This window comes from Neisseria perflava (assembly GCF_024170405.1).
GTDB classification, from domain to species: Bacteria; Pseudomonadota; Gammaproteobacteria; order Burkholderiales; family Neisseriaceae; genus Neisseria; species Neisseria perflava_B.
Genome location: NZ_JALJYC010000002.1, coordinates 79,487 through 99,150, shown reverse-complemented (window position 1 = coordinate 99,150; position 19,664 = coordinate 79,487). Strand labels below are relative to the sequence as shown.

Sequence of the window (19,664 nt, the reverse complement as noted above, 5' to 3'; positions counted from 1 at the left end):
CGCTAAAGCTCCCAATAATCGGCGTTAACCAGCCAGTTGTGCGAGTAGCTGTTTGAACCGCTGTTGCGTACCACGATATAGCGGTCGCCCGTGGCGTCGAGATTTTCCAATACCGTGCCGCTGGTATAGGCCGCTAAATGGCCTTCGCTGTTTAACACCCCCGGCACCATGCCGCGCAGGCAGTAGTAATTGTTCGGCTTTTCGGCAAAATAAATTTCCGCCGCCACAATCTCGCCGGAAAAATTATTCTCGTGCGAAAGCATGCTGCCCGTGCCTTGTGAATGTTCAATCACCGAGCGCAGATACAAATCGCTCGATGTACCGCCCGAGTAAGAATTCATTACCCCTAAATAATCGTAAGCTATTGTGCCGCCGACATAAGGAGCGCCGTAGTTGGTCAGATAAATGTAATCCTGCCTGTTATGCGTGCCCCAAAGCGCCGCATTGCCGTTATCCGCCGGAATAATGCTGGCAAACTCGCTAAACTGAAACCATTGCGCCTGCCCCGAATAAGGCAGGATAAACATAAAGCCGCGCGAGCAGCCGATGAGCAGCCACGATTGCGCCGAGGTGGTCGATTGGCCGCTGGATTGGACCAGTTTGGCAAAGCGGTTGGCGGTGTCGTCCAAATCGGTCAGGCTGCGGTGCGCCGAAATGGTGGCGACTTTGGTTGTGGTGTTGTCGCACACCAATACCGCGCCGACGGTTTTATTGTCGGTAGAGCGGAACGCCGCGCGATAGTCTTCTTCAAACAAGACTTCAAAGCCCAGCGGCGCTTTATAATCCGCGCCCGTGCCGTAGCCGGTGTTCAGGCAGGCTTTCAACACCGTTTTCAGGCTGCCTTCCACGGCGTAAAGCTGCGGCGCGTCGGTGTCGGTGGAGCGGTAAACGGTGACGGGGGTGCGGGTGGTGATGATGGGCATTCGGCTGTCCTGCAAGATGGTTTTCTATCGGCTTTGATTATCGCGTTTTTATGACTGAAGCCGTGCCGCTCAATTTCAGACAGAAAGAATCACGCGAGTTTGGGATAAGCACTTTGAGTAACACTTAATATTTCAGTAACTTGCTCCCTCCCCTGTGGGGGAGGGTTGGGGAGAGGGCTAAATGTTTGCGGTTTAAGCAATGTTTCCTTATATCCAACCGTTTTGCCCTCTCTCTAACTCTCCCCCACGGGGGAGAGAACAGATTGTAGGAACTTCAAGCATTTCAGGCTGAAACATGCGTTTGGTTATCCCGAACTCACGTCAAACAAAGGCCGCCTGAAACAGAATCCCTGTTTCAGACGGCCTTTGCCGCGACCGCAAACTACTCCGCCACCGTATTCCCGCGCAAACAGGCGGTAAAGCCGTCGCGTTCGGTTTGGCGAGCGGCGGAGGGCTGTACCGCCCGCAACACCCACACCGGCAGCGGCGTGCCGAAGGTATTAAAACGGATGCAGTTTTTCGCCGCCCAGCCGCCGCCGAAGGCCGCCGCCTGCAAGGAAAAATACGGCTTGCCCGTGGCGGGGTTGGCGGGCGCAAGGTCGGTGTAGATGTCGGCCTGCGCCACCAAGCCCAGATTCTCGCCGTAAAGCTGGAACTGCGTGGCGGAGATAAACTGAATCAGCCAGCGCTCGTTAATCGCGCCGCTGGAAGTGAGCGTAATCGGGTAGTTTTTCACGTCCAACTGCGCCAAAATCGCCGTGCCGCGCAGCGAATCCGACCACACGTTGTCCCAAGTATTCTGACTGAACGGATCGGTGGCGCGTACCAGCAAATCGCCGCCGATTAAGGCGCTGGAAACATAGGTATTTTCCAGCGGATAATCACGCGACACGGCAAATTGCAGTTTCAGACGGCCTGAAATATCCACGCCGGTGATGCGGTTTTCCTCTTCCCATGCCAACACCGCCGTCAGCGGCAGGGTGTAGTCGGCAAGGCTCAATGGCTCGGCCATCGTCAATACGCCCGTTTCCAAGTCCACGCTGTATTTTTCCGCCAATACATGCTCGCCGTTTGCGTCCAGCAAGCACATGCGGTCGAGGTTTTTGCGCTCAAGCTGGATGACTTGGCCGCTGGTAAAGGCGCTGCCCAAATCCTGCTTTAAGCGGTTGCCGATAACAATCATATCCCCCTTGCGGAACACCGGCACTTTGCCGTCGGCAGGCAGGCGCACGGCGTCAATGCCGATAATATCCGAATCCAGCGGGATATTGTCTTGGGTCACGCAGTTGTAGCGCAGGGTTTCGGGGTAGAAACCGTTGGCGCAGGTAATGCTGTAAAAGCCCGTTTCGTAATCAATCGTGCCGCTAATGCCGCCGGTAATATTGCCGTCGCCGTCAGACGTGCCGCTGATTTTCTGCCCGCCGACCACGGCATACACGGTAAAGCTCTCCGGCTTCACCGGCGCGGCCTCGGTGCGGCCGGAGTAGCTTTGGATGTAATCCGTATCCGTGGCCACAATGCCGCCGGTGATTTTTAAAGAGGCCACGTTCACGCCGGTGGCGGAGAATTTGACCGCGCCGCTGTCGCTGTTGAGCGAGCCGACCACCGTACCCGTGCCGGTTTTGCCGTTGAAGCTCTTGTAAATCGTGCCGCCGCGTTCAATCAAATCGTTGCTGCCGTCGTTAAACGACCAGGTATCCAATACCGGACGGCCGCCCGTGGCCAAAGCCACGTTGATTTGCACATTCGACGGCGTTTCGGTCACGCTCGTGAGTTTGGTGTCGCTCTCGGCAATGCGCGACCACGCCGCTTCGGTGGCGTAAATCTGATAATCGGTAATGGTCTTGGTTTCCGCCGCGCCTACCGCCGCCGCGCCCACGGCGATGGTGGAATAGGCAAACGTGCCGCCCGTTACCGTCGGCGCAACTGTCCACGCGGCGGGCGACGGCAGCGTGATTTTGCCGGTGGTGTAGTCAATCGTGCCGCCGATGGCCTGACCCGCCTCATTGAGCAGGTTGCCTGCGCCGTCATCCAAAATATTCACGGTAAAGCTGGCTTTGTCTTCCTCTTCGTCTGTCGCCAGCAAAATATCATGCTTCGCCCGCGCCAAAATCACGCCGCCCAAGGCCGAATCGCCGACCGAATAGCTGTTGTACAGCGCTTTGACCCATTCGGTATCCGCCACGGTCACATTGACGGTATAAGCCAACGCCAACAGCAGGCTGCCCGGCGCGGTTTTGCCCACGGTCAGGCTCACTGCCGCCGCTTTATCGCTAAAGGTTTGATTCACCACTTCGGGCGTGCCGGTGTATTCTTCAAAGCTGATTTTGACCGGATTCATGCTGCTCCAGCCGGTCAACACCGCCTGCCCGTAGTAATAGCCCACGCGCCCCGTAGCGTCGCCCGTTAACGCGCCTGCGTTGTCGCCGGCGGTTTTATCGCTTTCGCCGTCATTCCAGCTTAAGGTAAACGTCCCCGGCTTGATGTAGGCGCTGGCTTCAGACGGCATCACCACCGAGCCGCTGACGGTTTTCGCCGCCGGCGTGCTGCCTGCCTTTTGCGCGTCGTAGGTCTGATACATCGCCGAATCCGCCCACGCCAACACGATATAGCTGCCCACATCGGGCGTGGCGGGCAGGCTCAAGGCCACCGAGCCGCTACCCGCTACCGTGCCGCAGGAATCGCCCTCATCATCGCGCAAAATGCCGTCGCCCTTATCGCTTAAAACATACCAATCGCCGCCGCTCATATACGACACCGTCAGGCTGCCCGATACCGGCGCGGGGGTTAAAAGCGGCACCCAGGCCGTGCCCTGATTGCTGTCTTTCACCGCGATATAAGTGGCATAACGCGCCGCGCTGACCTTTGCCCCCGGCGTGCCGGTCACGCGCAGGGCGTAAGTGGAGGGCACGTTCTGTAAAATCCCGCGCTCGTAGTCCACGCTGATGGTGTTGGACGTGCCGACCAGCTGCCCCAAGGCGTTGTCGGTGTAGCCGCTTACCGATACCGTACCCGGAATCACCGGCTGGCTCAGGTAAATCGTACCCGATACCGTAGAATTGGTGCTGTACAATACTTTAGTCGCGCCCGAAGCCACCCATGCGTTGGATTCCACGGGGTAATTGTCGGTATAGGCCGTTTCGATGGTCGAAGTCGGCACCAGCTTTTCATACACGCTGTCGGCATAAATCACCGCGTCGTTTTGGCTGATGGCCTTGGCCAACGGGCGCACGCCGTAGTAGCTGGCCGAATCCGCCACCTGCGTTTCCAAAATCGCCACATCAATATTCGCATAACCACGCACCGGATAATCAATACCCGAATAGTCATTTGTCAGCGCCGAGGTGATTTCCATATTCAACACCGTGCGCTGAAATTCAATCACGCTGCCGTCTGAATTGACATACTCAAACGTGCGCACCTCGCTCGATACCGCCGCAATACGGAAATACTCCTGCGTATTGCCCTTTTCCAAACAATAGCGTTCGCCCACCTTGGGCAAGGTTGCGTCTGTGCGCTGATAGGCTTGGATAATGCGGATACCCGCCATATGCTTGCCCAGCAGCGTCATGCGGCTTTCAATCGTCGGCACGCTGTATGCCGCGATATACGGCATAATATCCGCGCGCTCTTCGCCGTAATTGCGCGCCTTGAACGCCAAAAACGAAACATTCTCCGCCTCGGGCGGCTCGGAAATGATAAAGTGCGCCCCGTAAAACGGCTCGGCGTCACTGCGCAACACCGCCGGATACAGCAAACGCGCGTCGAAGCTGCCCATCGTGCGGTCAACGTCGGACACGGGCGGGAAGACTTCGTTGTCCGCGCCCGTCAGCGCGGTGCCGGTCATCAGACCGCCGCCGTCATCGGTGTCGGTCATGCGCTCGGAAGGGTAAATCTGCAAATCCTGCTGGGTAATGCGGGTGGTTTTGGTCGCCATATCGTGCCTTTTGGTTGCGGTTTAATGGGGCTTTAAACCGTCATTAAATTGATTTCAATCGTGTAGTAATCCGAGCTTTTTTCCGGCGTGGCATACAATACCGGCTCGGCGCTGCCCAATGCGCCGTCGTGGGTGCGGAAGATGACGTTAAACGTGCGCCCGTCGTAATGGGTCAGGGTCATTTCCAATTCCGCCGTATCGCTCCAATCGCGCAGGGTCTGTAAATCGGCGCGGTTAATCCACACCCAATCGCCCGAGAGCGTAATCGGGCGGCCGTTTTTCTTTACACCCTGCTGGATAATCAGCCCGCCCGACAAAGTGCGCTGCGGCGCGGCTTGGGCGACTTTCGACCAGTCGTATTCATCCGTCCAGCGCATGTCCTGCGGCAGCTTCACCGCCGCGCCGGTGTCTTTGCGCGTAAGTTGCCAGTATTCGTTTGCCATTGTTTTTTCCTGAAAAAGCCGTAGGGTGTGCATACCGCAAACACCCTACAAAGGGTTTGCCCCAGTATAAAAAAAGCCCTGCCATCCCAAGGGGAGCAGGGCTTCAGGCTGAGGCCGTCTGAACATTACACGCTGCGTTTGACTGCATTGTTAAGTTGGTTCAAAAGCTGCGACGTTACTTTATCCGCCACCGCCTGATCGCGCTGCGCCAACACTTCGGCCAAACCGTCGGCGTCGATATTGACCTGCGGCGTGGCGGCATTGCCGAAAAGCTGCGCCAAGTTCAGCGTGCTTTTGGCCTCGCCGCTGCCGGACGACGAGGCAGACGATGATTGCGCGGCGCTCTCGCGCTGCTCTTTTTGCGCCTGATACAGCTTTTTCTGCGCGGCAATGGCCTGCGCATAATAGCCCACGGCTTCCGAATTGCCTGCCTTTTGCGCTTCCTGCATTTTTTCCTGCAACTTGGCCAGCTTTTTCGTCTGCTGCAAGGCATAGGTCGCCTCGCTGTCGCCGTTGATTTCGGCTAATTCGGCGTTGATTTCCGCCAGAGTGTCTTGCGCCTCGTCGGATAAGGCTTGGATGGATTTTCGGGCAGATTCGATGGCGGCGTTCAAATTCGACAAGGTGGTTTTGTCCAATTGACCGAAACGGCTTGACGCCTTACTTGTCGCCTCGCTGATGTCCCGCATGGTCACCGTGCCTGCCGACACTTTTTCATTCAAGGCAGTCGTTGCGTCTGCCGCGTCCACCAAATCCTTTTTGAAGGCCGAATAAACAGCATTGATTTTCTGAATCCCCAGCATGGCGGAATACGTTGTCTCCGCCCAACCGAGATTAGCCTTAATCGCCGCACCTTGTACCTCTTTCAAGCGTTTGACTGCATCCGCATTCAGCGTTGCCTGCTGATAGTAACCCGCCGCCATATAGCTTGATTTTTGCGTGGCTTCCGCCGCTTCCTTGCTGGCACTTGCCGCCTCACGCTCCGCCGCCGCATGGCTTTGCGCGGCGGCTGCGGCGCGGTGGTGCGATTCCTCCGCCTGAACGCCCATATCGGCGCTGGCGCTTTGCAGCTCCCGCGTGCGCGTGTTGACCTGAGCAATCACTTGGTCGTATTGCGCCGCCGAAATGCTGCCCGACTCCATCGCCGCCTTCGCCTGTTCGCCGATATTGCTTAAATCGGCGGCGGCGGCGGATTTGATGCTGTCGGCCAAAGCCTGATACGCCGTTTTCGCCGCGCCCGCGCCGCTTTTGGCCGCTTCGTTCAGACGGCCTAACTGCTCCTGCGTCAGATAGGCCGCATTGCCGCTCTCTTCCAACTGGGCGCGGAAGGCTTCAAATTCTTTGGCCGATTCGAGCTTGCCCATCATCTGCTCAAACGCCGCGCTGATTAAGCGCGCGTCGGTTTCGCCGCTCTGCGCCGCCAGTTGCGAGGCCGTCTGAAAATCCGCAAACGCCTGTTTCGCCTTGCTGCTCACGCCGTTGGTGACGGCCTCGGTGTCCACGCCGATTTTGGCAAAGGCCTCGGCTACCTTGCTTTGCGCCGCCTGTGCCGAATTGCCCACATCGGCCACCGCTGCGGCGGATTGTTTCGCGGCGGCTTCCAATTCGGCCAAAGGCTGCTTGATTTGGGCGGCAGATTCTGCGCCGACACCGGCTTTTGCCGCCGCTTCTTCCCATGCTGTGCCGCTGCTCTGCGCTGCTTTTAAGGCGGAGGCGGCCTGTTTGTCGGCGGCTTCGGCGGCTTTCTTGGCCGCTTCTTCCTGCGACGTGCCCACCGCCTGCAAAGCCGCTTCCTGCGCTTGTTTGGCTTTGGCGGCGGCTTCCACGGCGGCTTGGCTGGCGGCAGCGTAGGCTTCGCGTGCCTCGGTTTCCAAACGCGCATAGCGCTCGGCCTCACTCTCCTGCGCCCGTTTAAACGCGGCCACGGAGGATGATTCAAAGGCCAACGCCTTTTCCTGCGCCGCGTCGAAATGCTGCGCTGCCTTTGCTTCGATGTCGGCGGCGGCTTGGGCGAAGTTTGCGCTCACCTCACCAAAAGTGAGTTTCGACAGACCGAGCAGAATATCGCCGATGACGCTTTGAATCGCGCCCACCGATACATCAAAAGCAATGCTCAAGCCCTTGAAGCCGTCTGAAATCACGCCTAAGGCCACATTCAGGCCGTCTAGCGTGTTTTTAATCAAATCGAAATTGCCGCTGCCGTCGCTCAAGCTGTCCAGCGCCGAGCCTATGCTGTTAATCCCGTCATAGGCGGTCGCCACCATATCGCCCAGCTCGGGCAAGCCCGTTTTCAGCGTGTCCCACGCGCCGGTCAGCGAATCGCCGAACGCGCCGGTTAATGCGCCGTCCAAGCCGCTGACTTTTTCTTCTATCCAGGTCAGCGCGTCGCCCACTTCGGTCAGAAGTTGGTTATACGCGTCGTTCAAGCCCGAATCGGCGATTTTCAGCATCAGCTCGTCAAGCTGGTTTTTCAGGCGGTTGAGCGGGGCGGAGGCCGATTCCGCTCCGGAAAACGCCTCTGCCATCGCCGCGCCGAATTTGGGCAGAAACTCTTCCGCCGCAATGCCGCTTTCCACCATTTTTTCCAGCTCGGCGGTGGTTACGCCCATAGATTTGGCCGCAATCGCCATCGCAGGCGTAAGCCGCTCGCCCAACTGCCCGCGCAGCTCCTCCATCGACACCTTGCCCTTACCCGCAATCTGCGAGAGCGCCAGCAATACGCCGTTGGTTTCCTCGGTGGAAAGATTCATGCTGGCGGCGGCAGCGGCCACGCCTTCAAACACCTGCTGCGTCTGCTCGGTGGACATATTGATGTTTTTCGTGGCTGAGGCAAGTTGGGCATAGCCGTTGGCCACGGATTTGACCTCCAATCCCAGCTCTGCCGCCACGCCTTTGACCCATTCCATCTGCTGCCCCGCCGCCTCCACGCCGCCGAAGGCATACTCCATGCGGCTTTTGATGGCGGTGTATTCGGTGGACGTATCCAACACCCGCTGCAGGCCGTCTGAAACCTTGTCCAAGGCCGCCGTTACGCCCAAAGCCGCCGCTGCGCCCTTGCCGAACGACAGCAGCGATTCGGCGGCGGAAGCCGATTTGCCGCCGACCTTATCCAAACCGTCGCCCGTTTTGCCCAAAGCGGCGGCAAAGGGGTTGAGCTTGCCGGGCATACCGTCAAAGGTATCGCCGAGCTTTTTACCGCTGCCGTCGAGCTTGTCCGCTTTCTCGGCAGCCTTGTCCACCTCCGCCGCCAAGCCCTTGATTTCGACCTCGCCGTCAACCGATGCCTTGATTTGCAAACCCGCCGTAATGGTTTTATCCGCCATTGCCTTGTCCTCAACAATAAAAATCCCGCCCGATTATGCGCGGCGGCCTTCGGGCGGGATACGGGCAGGGATTCAGGTAAAACGGGGTTTGGGCAGCTTAGCAGCGGCAATAAAAAAAGCCCCGAAATTCGGGGCTTTTTCATCTGCTTATGCTTGACTTAAATTGTAGGTTAACCTATAATTCTATCCATCGGTTGAGCAAGAACCGGTGGGTTGAACGCCTAACCCGCAATCCTGCTTAAGGGCATTTGCAGAAGGATTCAAAATGAAGTATCTCATTTTAATTCTTCTCTTGGTTTTGAGCGCTAACGCTTACTAACCTTGAGATAGGCGGGGTGTCCTACCACTCCGCCGATTCTCAAATCTTAAGGTGTAAAAATGGCTTTGTCAAGAAACGAAATTCAAAAGAAATCCGAAGAAAAACGCGGTGTTAAGGTCAAAGGCTTCAAGCTTAAGCTGGAAGACATCGCGCTGATTGAGCAGACCGCCGCCGCGTTGGGAATCAGTCAGGCAGACTTGGTCGTCAGGGCGGTGCGTGAGCTGGCAGCGCGGGAGGCGGGGGCGCATGAGTAATCTCTCCAGTCAGCTGCAAACTTTTGAGACTGGCCAACAGCGCAATGCCGCTTATTATGCATGGCTGCGATGGCTGGTTTTGCTGTGCGCCGGTTTCTTTTCGGTTATGGCCGGCCAGCTTCTCGGCAAGAATACGGCCAACCTGCCGGTGGTGTGGATAAAGGCGGCATTTGTATTAAACGCGGCCGGTATCCTAGCCGGTGCAGTCGTACTACACGGCGAAGTGTACGCTTTAAATCGGCTTCTGAAGTTGCAGGCGGACAGCTTAGCAGACACATACCGCCGAAACAGCGGCGCAACGCCCGCTTACCATGTCGCACCGCGCGGCGCCATTCATAAAGCAGCCGAATACGTTTGTTATGCTGCGCTGGCCAGCGCATTGGTTTGCTGGGTGGTTGTGGTGCTGAAACTGCCGTCATAGCCGCTCCTTACTGTCTTAAAGTTAAAGGCCGTCTGAAACTCCGGCACCGCTGCCTATACAGGCGGCAGCTCGTTTCAGACGGCCTTTAAACATGCTTTGAAACCCGGTTTAATTGTTGTAGCTGGTAAACGAATAAGTCGAAGTCTCGCCGTCGGCCACCACTGCCGTGCCGGTAAAGGCCGCTTCGTTGAAGTCGTCGCCGAACCAGTCGATTTCGCCGTCTGCCGCCAACACCGCGTGCGGGATATGCAGCACGCCTGCTTCGCCGGTGACGCGGTTGCGGCCATCGACGTAGATTTCCAAATCCAGGCGCGAGAGCGTGGCGGCGGAGACTTTGTAGCCGCCGGCGGCGCGGGTTTTGTAGGTCACTTTGACGGTTTCGCCTTCCACCACCACTTCCGTGCCGGATTTGACGGCAATCAGGCCGACGGTGGCGTTGATGTCCAGCTCGGCGGCGGGTACGTCTGTGCCGTCGGAATCGACTACTTTCACCGTGGCCGGGTCGATATTGCCGTGCGCCAGCTTGTAGGCGTGGCCGTATTGGCTGATGACGATTTCTTCGTTGGTCACGCTGACCGCTTCGGCGGCAATCACCGCCGCTTCGCCCATCAAGGCCAAGGCGAGGTTGTCTTTGTCGAAGGTGTCCAGCGTCAGGCCGATTTCGGTCGGCTGCATGGTTTTGAGGGAATCCAAGGCGCTGCCGTAAGTGCCTTTCTGTTTGGAAATGCGCTCGGCGGTTTCCACCGAAGTGGCGGTGGTCAGCGCGGTGGTGTTGCCGATGTCGATAAAGCCTGCGCCCGCCTGATTGCGGTTACGCACTTTGACGTCGCCTTCGAAAATTAAGCCGTGGTCAACAGATTTTGCCATGTTTAGTCGTCCTGTAATTGGATGTTAACGGTGGTGGTAAAGCGCACCGGGAAAAATGCGTAGCCGTCGTGGTAGTAAATCGACAGGGCTTGCGCGGCTTGGAAAGGGGTCAGGGCCAGGGCGAGGCCGTCTGAATCTTTCGGCGTCCAGCCCTGAAAGGCGGATTTGATGGCGGTCAGGGTTTCGCCCACGCCGTCCGCCCCGAATTGCAGGCGGTTGGGCGTGTATTGGCGTTTGGCGAGAATCAGGCTGAAACTCAAGCGCTCCTGCGCCAGCCGTTTACGCGCGGCGGTTTCGTTTTCCGGCGTAAAGCCGTCAAACACCACATACACCGCGCCGTCGGCAGGCAATACCTTGCGCTCGCCCGCCACCGCCGCCAAATCCTGCGCTTCCAACACCTGCTTCACACCCGGCACGCCCGCCAAACGCGCCAGCAGCGCGGGATAGCAGGCCAGCATATTGGTGTACATCGCGGGGATTTTGCTCATACGGGATTGCTCCAAAGTTTGTCCAGCCATTCGGCGAGGCGGTCGCCGATTTCTTCCTCGTCTTCGGCGCTGATACCGAAAATCGGGCGGGATGGCATGTTTTTCGTGCCGTCCTGATGGAAGACGGCGTAAGGCTGCGCCGTGCCGACAAGGGCTTGGTTTTTCGTCACCTCCGAGAGGATGTTGCGCAAATGGCCTTCGTCGGTGAGGATGCCGTGTTCTGCCGAGCCTTTTTTGGCCTTGGCTTTGAGCGTGTTTTCGTTCAAATCCGCCCACTTTTTGCCCTGTGGGTCGGTTTCGCGTTCAAACCGCTCGCGGGTGCTGTCTTCCAGTACCCCCGCCACGGCATTCAGCGGCTCGCTCAAATCGCCGTCCAAACGGCGGTAGAGTTCGCTCAGGTGGGCTTGCAATACGCCCAAGCCGTCAGCGGCGACGATTAGGCGCATGACCCCAGCCCTCCGCCTGATTCGGGCGCACCGCATAGGCGCTGCCGCTTGCTTCGGCGGCGCGGGTGGCGGCGGCGGATACGTCCAAACCCAAGAGATTCGGATTTTTCACCAGCGCCTTGAGCCATTCCAGTGCCGATTTGTAACGCGCCTCGACAATATCGATTACGCCGTCTTCATGCAGGTAGTAGCGGGCGATATCGCACACCTTCACCGCCAACACGCGCGGGGTCGGCTCGGGCAGGGTTTGAAACCCCGCCGCCCGCAGATAGCTGCCCGCTTCGGCGGCCGCGTCGTCGATGGCGCGTTGCAACACATCGTCATTGATGGTGCGGCCGTTTTCGTGGTCGGTCAGTTGGGCGATTTCGCGCTCGGCAAACCGCGCCAGCATATCCTCGCGGGTAATCATGGCTTAGTCCGCCGTCAGGGTAATCACCAGATTCGGGCGCAACACCAGCGGCAGCGGGTTGGACTGCGCTTCCAAGTCCCAGCCTTTTTCGTGGCCGATTAGCTCGGCGGAGGCGTAATAAGGCTTGGCCAGCGTGTTGACGGCAGAAATGGTGTCCGACGGGGCGAAGACTTCCACAAAGGTCGAGCGCGTGCCGTTGGGCAGCATGATGGCGCTACCGGCTTCGACTTTGGCGGCTTTCGTGCCGAAATCGTTGTTGTATTCGATAAAGCTGATGCCGTTGTGGACAAATTCCACGCCGCCGTCTTCGCGGTACACCTTACCGGCTTCAAAGCGTTTGTAGAGTTCCACCATCGAATCGTGGTATTTGAGCGCGTCGATAAATTCCGGGCTGCACAATACGGTAAAGCCGCTCACTACCTCGCCGCCCGACAATTTGCGGATATGGCGCTTGGCCTCGTCCATCTTCGCGCCCACCTTGGTATCGGCGCTGGACAATGCCCACGATTTTTTGGTGCGGCCGCCTTTGATGTCGAACTCGGTATAGAGGTCGTAAATCTCGCTGCCGTCGGCATCCAAAATCTTGCCGTTCAACGCGCCCAACATCAAATGCTCGCGGGTGATGTCGATGTCGCCTTTCATGGCGGTCAGCGCGTCGTTCATATAATTGACCGGACGCTCCAAGCCCGTGCCGCCAAACTGGCGTAGGTTTTGCACATCTTCGGCCAACACGGTGCGGTGGCGCGGCAGGTGCACGGTCTCGAAAATGCGGCTGGTGCGCTTGTCGGACGTACCGGCTTCGCCGCCTGCGCCGCGCTCTTGCGATTTGACCAGGGTTAAGGTGCTGTCTTTTTTATCCACGCGCACGCGGGTAGTGGCGTGGTATTCGGCTTTGAAAATGCCCAAATTGCCGATGGTGGTGTCCAAGCCCGGCAGCTCGTTGACCGCAAGGGTCAGCTCTTCATTGGTAAACGGAAATTGCTTCATGGGGTTTCCTTGTTCAAATGGTTTTCAGACGGCCTTACGCTTGCGGCGTACCTTTATAGACAATGCCGTAGGCGTCGTCTTCGGTCTGCATGGTATTCAAGTCGGTACGCGCGGCGGTAATGGCGGCAGACGACAACACATTCAGATTGATAATGCAGTTGTGCGGCTGGATGATGACCGTGCCGTTGTTTTCATCGGTCAGGGCAACGTATTTCTTGCTGCGCAGGCCGTATTCGACAAACTCACCGGCTTTCAAACCTTCGCTTGCGGTAACGATCACGCGGGTCAGCGGCGTGGCTTCCCATTGCAGAATATCGCTGACCAGTAAGCCCAACGCTTGCGGATTGGATTTTTGCGTCATGATTCAGCTCCTTATTTGCGTTTGGCACGTTCGGCACGCGCTTTGGCGTCGGCCAAGAGTGCGCTGACGGTTTGTTCGGGTTGGTGGCTCGCGCCGTTGTCGCCCAGCAGCGCGGCGGGGACTTCCGGCTTGACGGCAGGCTGCGCCGGGGCTTGCGGTTTCAAATCGGCCAAGAGCACGGCGCGTTCGTCTGCCGCAGCCGCCATCAAAATGCGGTAGGTGGCATCGGATAAGCCCTGCGGCTTGCCCTCGGCAAAGGCAAAGCCGTTTTGCGCTAAGAGCGCGTCGGTTTCGGCTTTGGCCACTTGCGCCAGCAGGGTTTGCTTTTCTGCGGCCAGCTGCGCTTTTTCGGCGTTCAGCTTGTCAAAGTCTTCTTTAGAGACAGTCATGTCGTTTCCTTCCGGTTGTGTAAATAAAAAATCGGGCTTGCCCGCCAGCGCCGTGCCGTTTTCCGACAAGGCCACCGCCGAGGTGTTGGGGTCTTGCCCCAAGGCGCAAAACGATACTTCGCGGATGGTGCAGTCGCGCAGAATCCACATCGGACCGGCATATTCCGCGCCGTTGACCGTGGCCGCCGTGCCGGTGTCGATAAACTCGCGGCGGGCGGCGCGTAAGTCCACGCTCATTTCCCACGGGAAACCGCCGTCGGAATCTTCGGCAACCGCATTGCCGTATTCGTTGGCCAGCAGCAGGCCGTCGGCGCGCAGGCCGTCTGAAGCAGCCGTCAGTTGGCAGCTCCCCGCGCGGCGCAGGCGGTCATGCTCGACCAATACCGGCACTTTGTCTTTGTGCGAAAGCCGCGCAAAGTCCACCACATACTGCTCGCCCCACAGCCAAAACGGCGTGCCGCTGTTGGCAATGCCGGAAAACGAACGCTGCCCGTCTTCGCCGGTCACGACCGCCGCCGCCTCATCCGCCGCCAGCCGCACATTTAAAAAAGTCATACGACCTCCGTTGCAAAACACGGGGCAATAGTAAATAAAAAAACGCCCGAATCCGCTTGGCACGGATTCAGACGTTCGGGTGGTTTTTACAGAATCAGAAAGGGATGTCGGGTTTCAGACGGCCTTGCATTTGAAACCGCGTTTAAGGGGCGTTTAAGCCCTTGCACAAGGGCGGTTAAATGCCGCGCCTATACCCTTGCTTACCTTAAGGGCAAAACGCGCTAAAAACAGCGTTTTGGGCGCTTTTCAAAAAACCTTGCCCACCAGCGCGGCGGCCACGGTTTTCACTACCTCAAAAGACAGCTCCAATGAGCGCTCTTTGGCGGCTTTGCGGATATTGCGCCAAGCGGCGTCGCTTTTGACCGCCGCGAGAAATTCATGCCCCGCCCACGTCAGGCTGACGGCATAGCATTGGAAGTTGCGGCGCGGATAATCGCCGTTGCAGATACCGACAATCAGGCCGGACTGCATTAAAAGCCAGATATGGTAAGACACTTTATCCGCCGCGTAACCCTCAAACGTATGCGGCATGACATCGGCTGCCGCTTCCGGCTCGTCTTCCAAACGGGCGAGAATGGCGCGGATAAGCTCCCAATCGCGCTGCATGATGTTCTCCTTGATAATTTTAAACCCGCTTTTAAAGCGGGTTTGGTTTACTGCGTTTTGAATCGCGGGTCGGCTTCGAGCGCGGCTTTCAGGTCGTCTTTATAAGGCTTGACGTATTCCAACTCGTCGGCGGCCTGCATTATCCAGCCGTAAACAAGGTTGTATTCATCAGCAGAAAGAAAATCCACGGTAAAGTCTTCTCCCGAATACAGGCCGATAAACTGCCCCGTCGGCTCCTCTTCGCCCCATTTTTGTAAAAACAACGGCTCAAGAAAGTCATACAGCGCAGCGCAGGCGGACTTGCCTAAAAACACAGTCTGCCAAGTATAGCCGCCGTCTGTCTTCTGCTTGAAGTTTACGGTAAATTCTTCGGGTGTACTCATTTCGATTCCTTAACCAACAATCGGATTTTATCCCGTTGTTCTTTTGGCAATGATAGCACATAAGTCAGTAATTTTGCACGGTTTAGCGCGGTCAGCTTGCGCATATCCAGTGGCACGATGTCGGCTTTTTCCAAATGGCTTTGAATCTGCCGAATCTTACCCTGCCAGTTTTTATCGGTATCGGCAAAATATTGGTTTAACCTTGCAACTTTTACGTCTTCGGTAAACATAAAATCCAAACTTACCCAATTTCCCCGCTCAAGACCGTCTGAAACAATCAGATAATCCGGTTGCTTCATGCCTTTCTCAACCGCCAAGTCGAAGATTTCCAGCTTATCCCCTGTCGCCAGTTGCCAAGCAGCGGCTGTCCGTGCTTCGTGGTCTTGGGTATTGTTATCCGTATTGGTAGCCGTCAGCCGTTTCACTTCTTTCTCCGGCACTTTATCCGGCAGCGCCGACACCGCCACCGTATCCTCCGGCGCGGTCAGTTTGGCGGCAAGGTAAGCCTCGGTCAGTTCGCGCACTTTATCGACAAAGCCGTTGCCGTGGCGCTCCGCCGCCAGCGTGTTGAGTGCGCCGATACGGTCGCCGTGGTTGTGGGCGAAGGTCGGGATGATGTCGGCGGGTACTTCCACCGTTTTGCCGGTGCGCGGATTGGTAAAGGTGCGCCATTCGATATGCGGATCGTCTTCCAGCTTACCGGCTTTGCTGGCGGCTTTTTGTTTGTCGGTAAAGCCGTCGGGGTTTTCTTCAATATCCCGCGAGCGTTCGCGCAGGGCTTTTTTGGCCGACATCTGGCGCACGCCGCATTTGCAGCCGTAGCCGTTGGGCGGGAAAATCACGCTCCACAATTCATGCTCCACCGGCAAAATCAGGTTGTAATACTGCTTATGGCTGTCGCGCTTGTCATGCGCGTAGCTGGGAATGTATTTCAGATAGGGCAGCGATTCCTTGCGGCTTTGAATGCGTTTCCATTGCGAGGCGGCGCGGGCGGTGGCGAGGTTGGTCTCGAAAATGGTTTTCAAACGGCGCGTGCTGCCCAGCTGCACCAGTTTGGGCACGCCGTCCACAGGGTCGGTCATAATCTGCTCTCCCCACCAGCCCTTGGCCATTAAATAGGGTTTAAGCTGCTTTTGAAAATCATCAAAGCGCGTGCCGCCCGCGATGGCGCGGCTCAAGGCGTCGCGCACATCGGCGAGCATATCCTCATCCATCATCTTGGCCACGGTAAAGGCCACGGCGTGCTCCTGCATCCATACGTCGTAATGCGAAAAGCCCGCCAGCAGCTTTTTGCTTTTCAGATGGCCTAAGGCCGCGCGGTCGATTAAGCTGTTGTATCGGATTACCGGCTCGGTCATTATTGCGCTCCGTCTTGGCTCAAATCGTCCGCCGCCTGTCGGCAGGCTTGGTTGACCAGTTGGTCAACAATGTTCAAATCGCCTGCGCTCAAATCCAATTCCGCCAAGGCCGTCTGAAAATCATCAAAATCTTCCGCTTCCGCCAAAGCCGCCATCACCGCCTGCATTTTCGGCTGCATAAGGGCGGTGTCGGTATCGTAAGGCTTGCCCAGCGCGGGTGCGCCGTTTTCAGCCAAACTCAGCGACAGCGCGGCGGCGGTATTGGGCGCGGCGGCGGGGTGCAATGTGAAATGCTCCGGCTCGTAGCCCAAGACGTTGACAAAATAATCCTCGGTCAGGCTCAAGCCCATCGCGGCGTAGATTTGGTCGCGTTCGGCGCGGGTTTTGTCCACAATGGTTTCTTTGTCAAACTCAAACCACACGCCCGCCGGGGCGTGGATTTCCTTGCCGTAGGCGGCATTCACCGCCAATACCGCGTCCACCGCATGCTGCACCGCCACGCCCAAGAGATTGAGATAGGCGCGGATACGCTCTTGGCGCGTCACTTCGTCCACTTCCTGCGCGGCGCGGCTGGAGCTGCTCAAATCGCCCGTTTTCACGCGGCCTAAGAGCAGTTTCTGAATCCGCGCATTGGCCATGTTTTCCACGGTTTTAAACGCTTCGCCGTTGGCCGGATTGGTCAGCATTTGGATTTCGTCTTCGCGGTTGATGGTCTGCGCCCCGCCTTTGACGAATTGGTAGAGCTTGCCGACAAAGTCTTCCGCTTCGGTTTGCGTGCCGTCGATTTTGCCCACCAGATAAGGCTGGCCGTAGCGGATGATGAATTGGTTGGCATACAGCCAGCCGTTATTGCGCACCGCAATCGCCGGATAAATCCGCGCCGCCGTCATTTCGCCGCGCGGATGGCGGGCGGTGGGGCGGTTGCGGATAAGCAAATGCTGCACATCGGTATTGATTTCTTCCTCAAAGCCGTTGCCCAAATACAGCAGGCGGCCGTCTGAAAGCGGGCGGTAGTCATACAGCTCGTCGCGGCGGTCGAGCACCTGCCGGATGGCGATAAAGCCGTCGGCCTGCACCTCATACACATACCGCGCCACGGCAAAGCCGTAGAGCTTGGCGGTAATCACCAAATCCACAAACGAGGGCAGATGGCGGCGCACCATGCGGTACAGGCGGTCGTTGTCCTCCTCGCCCAAGCCCTCGCCGTAAATGCGCCAAGCCGCCGCCGTCATCGCCATGCGCAAATCTTCTTTGCAGGCTTCCACTTCATCGTCGGCATTCACCGTTTCGTAGGCTTCGTGATAGCTGACCCCGAGGCGGCGCAAGACTTCGTCCACGCGGTCGATGTTGCCGAACATCAAATCTTCCATGCGGCGCGTGGTGTCGGCAATCAGGCCGGCGAAACGCGCCTTTTTCGCTTCGTTTTGCTTTTTGATGAGTTTTCCAAACATTTTAAATCCCATTTAAAACCCGTAGGCTGGGTCTTGACCCACGCACCATCGGAAACATCACGCACCGCGTGGGTTACGCCGCAAAAAGCGCGGCTAACCCACCCTACACAAACTAAAAACGCGGCTGCGGCAGCGCAATCGGGCGGCGGGCGGCGTGGTTTTGCCCGCTTTGCGCCACCATCCACAGCATATGCAGCGCGTCGGGGCCGTCATCGTGGTCGGCTTTGGGGAAATGGCGCAGTTGGTTCAACAATTCCGCCTGATTCGGGTCAAACTTAATCAGCCCGTTGGCGATATGCGGTTGCAGGCTCTCAATGCGCAGCGCCTTGTCGCTGTTGGGCTTTACGCCCCGCGCCGGTACGGGAATCCCCCGCGCCGCGCTGCGCTTGACCAATTCCGTTTTCAGAAACTCCTGAAACTGCACCGTTTCCACCGCCCACACCTGGCAGCGGTAACGCTCCTGCATGGCAATCACATCTTCGATAATGCGGTCGGGCAGGCGCTTTTTGATTTGCGCCGCCACCACATACAACACACCCGTGGCACGGTGAAACGCCCCCACCAAGACGGCAGAAGGGTCGCGCCCCGCGCCCGCCTTGCCCAAGCTCGGGTCAAGAGCGCCGTAAAACACCGCGTCCGCCGGAATTTCAGACGGCTTGTAAAAGCAGCGTTCCAACATATTGGCAAACGGCGCGTCTTCGCCGCTGACCGGGTCGTTTTGATACTCGCTGTCAAACGTGGCATGACCGTCTCGCGCACGGATTTTCATGAGCGCCAATACGCCGCGTGCCGCCCATGATGTAATCGCACCTTTATCCATCTCGGCCTGCCGGGTGCGGTAAAACGCGTCGGCCATCGCTTCGCCCGCGCTGCCGTTGTTGCGCAAAATGCTTTCCCACTCATCCCACAGCGCCATATTGTCCGGCCAGCGTTTCATGGCTTTAAACTTCATGCTGTGCCAGAAAGGATTGTTGAGCGTGCGGTTCAACACGCTGTCGTAATGCAGAATCGTGCCGATATACACCACATCATATTTTTGCCCCACGCCGCCCAAAGGCAATACGGTCTTTTTCAGCCACGCATCCAGCTTGTCGCGCTGCTCGGGATTTCTGACTTGCTCGTCGTTCTCAATATCGTCGAGCACGGTCAAATCGGGGCGGTAAGGGCCGTGGCGCAGGCCGCGCAGCTTTTTGCCGCTACCCGCCACCTGCACCTTAATATCGTTGGCGGTCACAATCGTCCCCGCCTGCCACACGCGGCCTTGTCCCGCCGCCTCGGGGAAATCCGTGGCAATGCGCGGATTAAACACCAGCTCCGCCTTTACCGCCTCCAACATCGGATAGGCTTGGTCTATGCTGTCCATTACCATCACGATGTAATGTTTTTGGCCGGTCACAATGCAATACAGCGAAAAAAGCTGCGTTACCAGCGTGGACTTCGCTTCGCCACGCGGCGCAGCCGTGGCCTCGCATTGCCCGTCTGCCTCGCGCAGAATTTCGGGCAGACGCGCAAACAGATATTCGTGCAACTCCGATTTTGAGCCGCTGCGGATATAGTGCGGAAAATAGGTGTTGACGAAATACTCATAGCCGCCCACCGGATCAAACACCTTCGCCCGCCGCGCCGCCACCGCCTTGGGCGACGGGTCGAAGCCGTCCACCTCCGCCTCAATCACGCGGCGGAAATTATCCGCCAGCGCAGCCAGACTTTTTAAGAAATCTTTGTTTTTCATGCGCAAAAAGAC

At 57.6% G+C, this 19,664-nt stretch carries 18 protein-coding genes; 2 read left to right on the top strand and 16 right to left on the bottom strand.

What is annotated here, in order from left to right:
* Positions 1 to 2: 2 nt before the first annotated feature.
* The 4 genes from J2T37_RS01325 to J2T37_RS01310 form a co-directional block, all read right to left on the bottom strand.
* Positions 3 to 923 (bottom strand): hypothetical protein, encoded by a 921-nt coding sequence (locus tag J2T37_RS01325; RefSeq protein ID WP_253353393.1) that lies wholly within the window; start codon positions 921 to 923, stop codon positions 3 to 5.
* A gap of 382 nt (positions 924 to 1,305) precedes the next feature.
* Entirely contained in the window at positions 1,306 to 4,860 is a 3,555-nt protein-coding gene (locus tag J2T37_RS01320) for a hypothetical protein (RefSeq protein WP_253353392.1), read from the bottom strand.
* Positions 4,861 to 4,892: 32 nt separating this feature from the next.
* Positions 4,893 to 5,303 (bottom strand): hypothetical protein, encoded by a 411-nt coding sequence (locus J2T37_RS01315; RefSeq protein WP_253353391.1) that lies wholly within the window; start codon positions 5,301 to 5,303, stop codon positions 4,893 to 4,895.
* A 125-nt stretch (positions 5,304 to 5,428) separates the two neighbouring features.
* Complete coding sequence (locus tag J2T37_RS01310) at positions 5,429 to 8,626, bottom strand: tape measure protein (protein WP_253353390.1); 3,198 nt, start codon at positions 8,624 to 8,626, stop codon at positions 5,429 to 5,431.
* A gap of 378 nt (positions 8,627 to 9,004) precedes the next feature.
* Between J2T37_RS01310 and J2T37_RS01305 the strand changes: the two genes are divergently transcribed.
* Positions 9,005 to 9,199 (top strand): hypothetical protein, encoded by a 195-nt coding sequence (locus tag J2T37_RS01305; RefSeq protein ID WP_253353389.1) that lies wholly within the window; start codon positions 9,005 to 9,007, stop codon positions 9,197 to 9,199.
* Positions 9,192 to 9,620: a hypothetical protein gene (locus J2T37_RS01300; RefSeq protein ID WP_253353388.1), complete on the top strand. Its 429-nt coding sequence runs from the start codon at positions 9,192 to 9,194 to the stop codon at positions 9,618 to 9,620. The genes J2T37_RS01305 and J2T37_RS01300 overlap by 8 nt, the downstream gene beginning before the upstream one ends.
* Before the next feature lie 108 nt (positions 9,621 to 9,728).
* On the opposite strand, the gene J2T37_RS01295 is transcribed toward J2T37_RS01300, so the two are convergent.
* The 12 genes from J2T37_RS01295 to terL all read right to left on the bottom strand — a co-directional run bounded on the left by J2T37_RS01295 (position 9,729) and on the right by terL (position 19,652).
* On the bottom strand, positions 9,729 to 10,487 hold the full coding sequence (locus tag J2T37_RS01295; protein ID WP_253353387.1) for a hypothetical protein: 759 nt from the start codon (positions 10,485 to 10,487) through the stop codon (positions 9,729 to 9,731).
* A gap of 2 nt (positions 10,488 to 10,489) precedes the next feature.
* Positions 10,490 to 10,975, bottom strand: a complete 486-nt coding sequence (locus tag J2T37_RS01290; protein ID WP_253353386.1) for a phage tail terminator protein — start codon at positions 10,973 to 10,975, stop codon at positions 10,490 to 10,492.
* A complete protein-coding gene (locus J2T37_RS01285; RefSeq protein WP_253353385.1) occupies positions 10,972 to 11,421 on the bottom strand; it encodes a phage virion morphogenesis protein in 450 nt (149 codons plus the stop codon). Before J2T37_RS01285 ends, J2T37_RS01290 begins: the two co-directional genes overlap by 4 nt.
* Entirely contained in the window at positions 11,399 to 11,830 is a 432-nt protein-coding gene (locus J2T37_RS01280; RefSeq protein ID WP_253353384.1) for a phage protein Gp36 family protein, read from the bottom strand. Before J2T37_RS01280 ends, J2T37_RS01285 begins: the two co-directional genes overlap by 23 nt.
* Before the next feature lie 3 nt (positions 11,831 to 11,833).
* The gene (locus J2T37_RS01275; protein ID WP_253353383.1) at positions 11,834 to 12,817 is read right to left on the bottom strand and encodes a major capsid protein; all 984 of its coding nucleotides are present in this window, start codon (positions 12,815 to 12,817) and stop codon (positions 11,834 to 11,836) included.
* Between the two features lie 34 nt (positions 12,818 to 12,851).
* Positions 12,852 to 13,178, bottom strand: a complete 327-nt coding sequence (locus J2T37_RS01270) for an oxaloacetate decarboxylase alpha chain (protein WP_253353382.1) — start codon at positions 13,176 to 13,178, stop codon at positions 12,852 to 12,854.
* Positions 13,179 to 13,189: 11 nt separating this feature from the next.
* The gene (locus tag J2T37_RS01265; RefSeq protein ID WP_253353381.1) at positions 13,190 to 14,122 is read right to left on the bottom strand and encodes a hypothetical protein; all 933 of its coding nucleotides are present in this window, start codon (positions 14,120 to 14,122) and stop codon (positions 13,190 to 13,192) included.
* 246 nt (positions 14,123 to 14,368) lie between these two features.
* Positions 14,369 to 14,728: a DUF2513 domain-containing protein gene (locus J2T37_RS01260; RefSeq protein WP_253353380.1), complete on the bottom strand. Its 360-nt coding sequence runs from the start codon at positions 14,726 to 14,728 to the stop codon at positions 14,369 to 14,371.
* Between the two features lie 47 nt (positions 14,729 to 14,775).
* Positions 14,776 to 15,111, bottom strand: a complete 336-nt coding sequence (locus tag J2T37_RS01255; protein ID WP_253353379.1) for a glycine cleavage system H protein — start codon at positions 15,109 to 15,111, stop codon at positions 14,776 to 14,778.
* Positions 15,108 to 16,469, bottom strand: coding sequence for a phage minor head protein (locus J2T37_RS01250; RefSeq protein ID WP_253353378.1), 1,362 nt, complete (start codon positions 16,467 to 16,469; stop codon positions 15,108 to 15,110). Before J2T37_RS01250 ends, J2T37_RS01255 begins: the two co-directional genes overlap by 4 nt.
* Entirely contained in the window at positions 16,469 to 17,920 is a 1,452-nt protein-coding gene (locus J2T37_RS01245; RefSeq protein ID WP_253353377.1) for a phage portal protein family protein, read from the bottom strand. Before J2T37_RS01245 ends, J2T37_RS01250 begins: the two co-directional genes overlap by 1 nt.
* Before the next feature lie 112 nt (positions 17,921 to 18,032).
* Positions 18,033 to 19,652, bottom strand: coding sequence for a phage terminase large subunit (terL, locus tag J2T37_RS01240; RefSeq protein WP_253353376.1), 1,620 nt, complete (start codon positions 19,650 to 19,652; stop codon positions 18,033 to 18,035).
* Positions 19,653 to 19,664 lie beyond the last annotated feature (12 nt).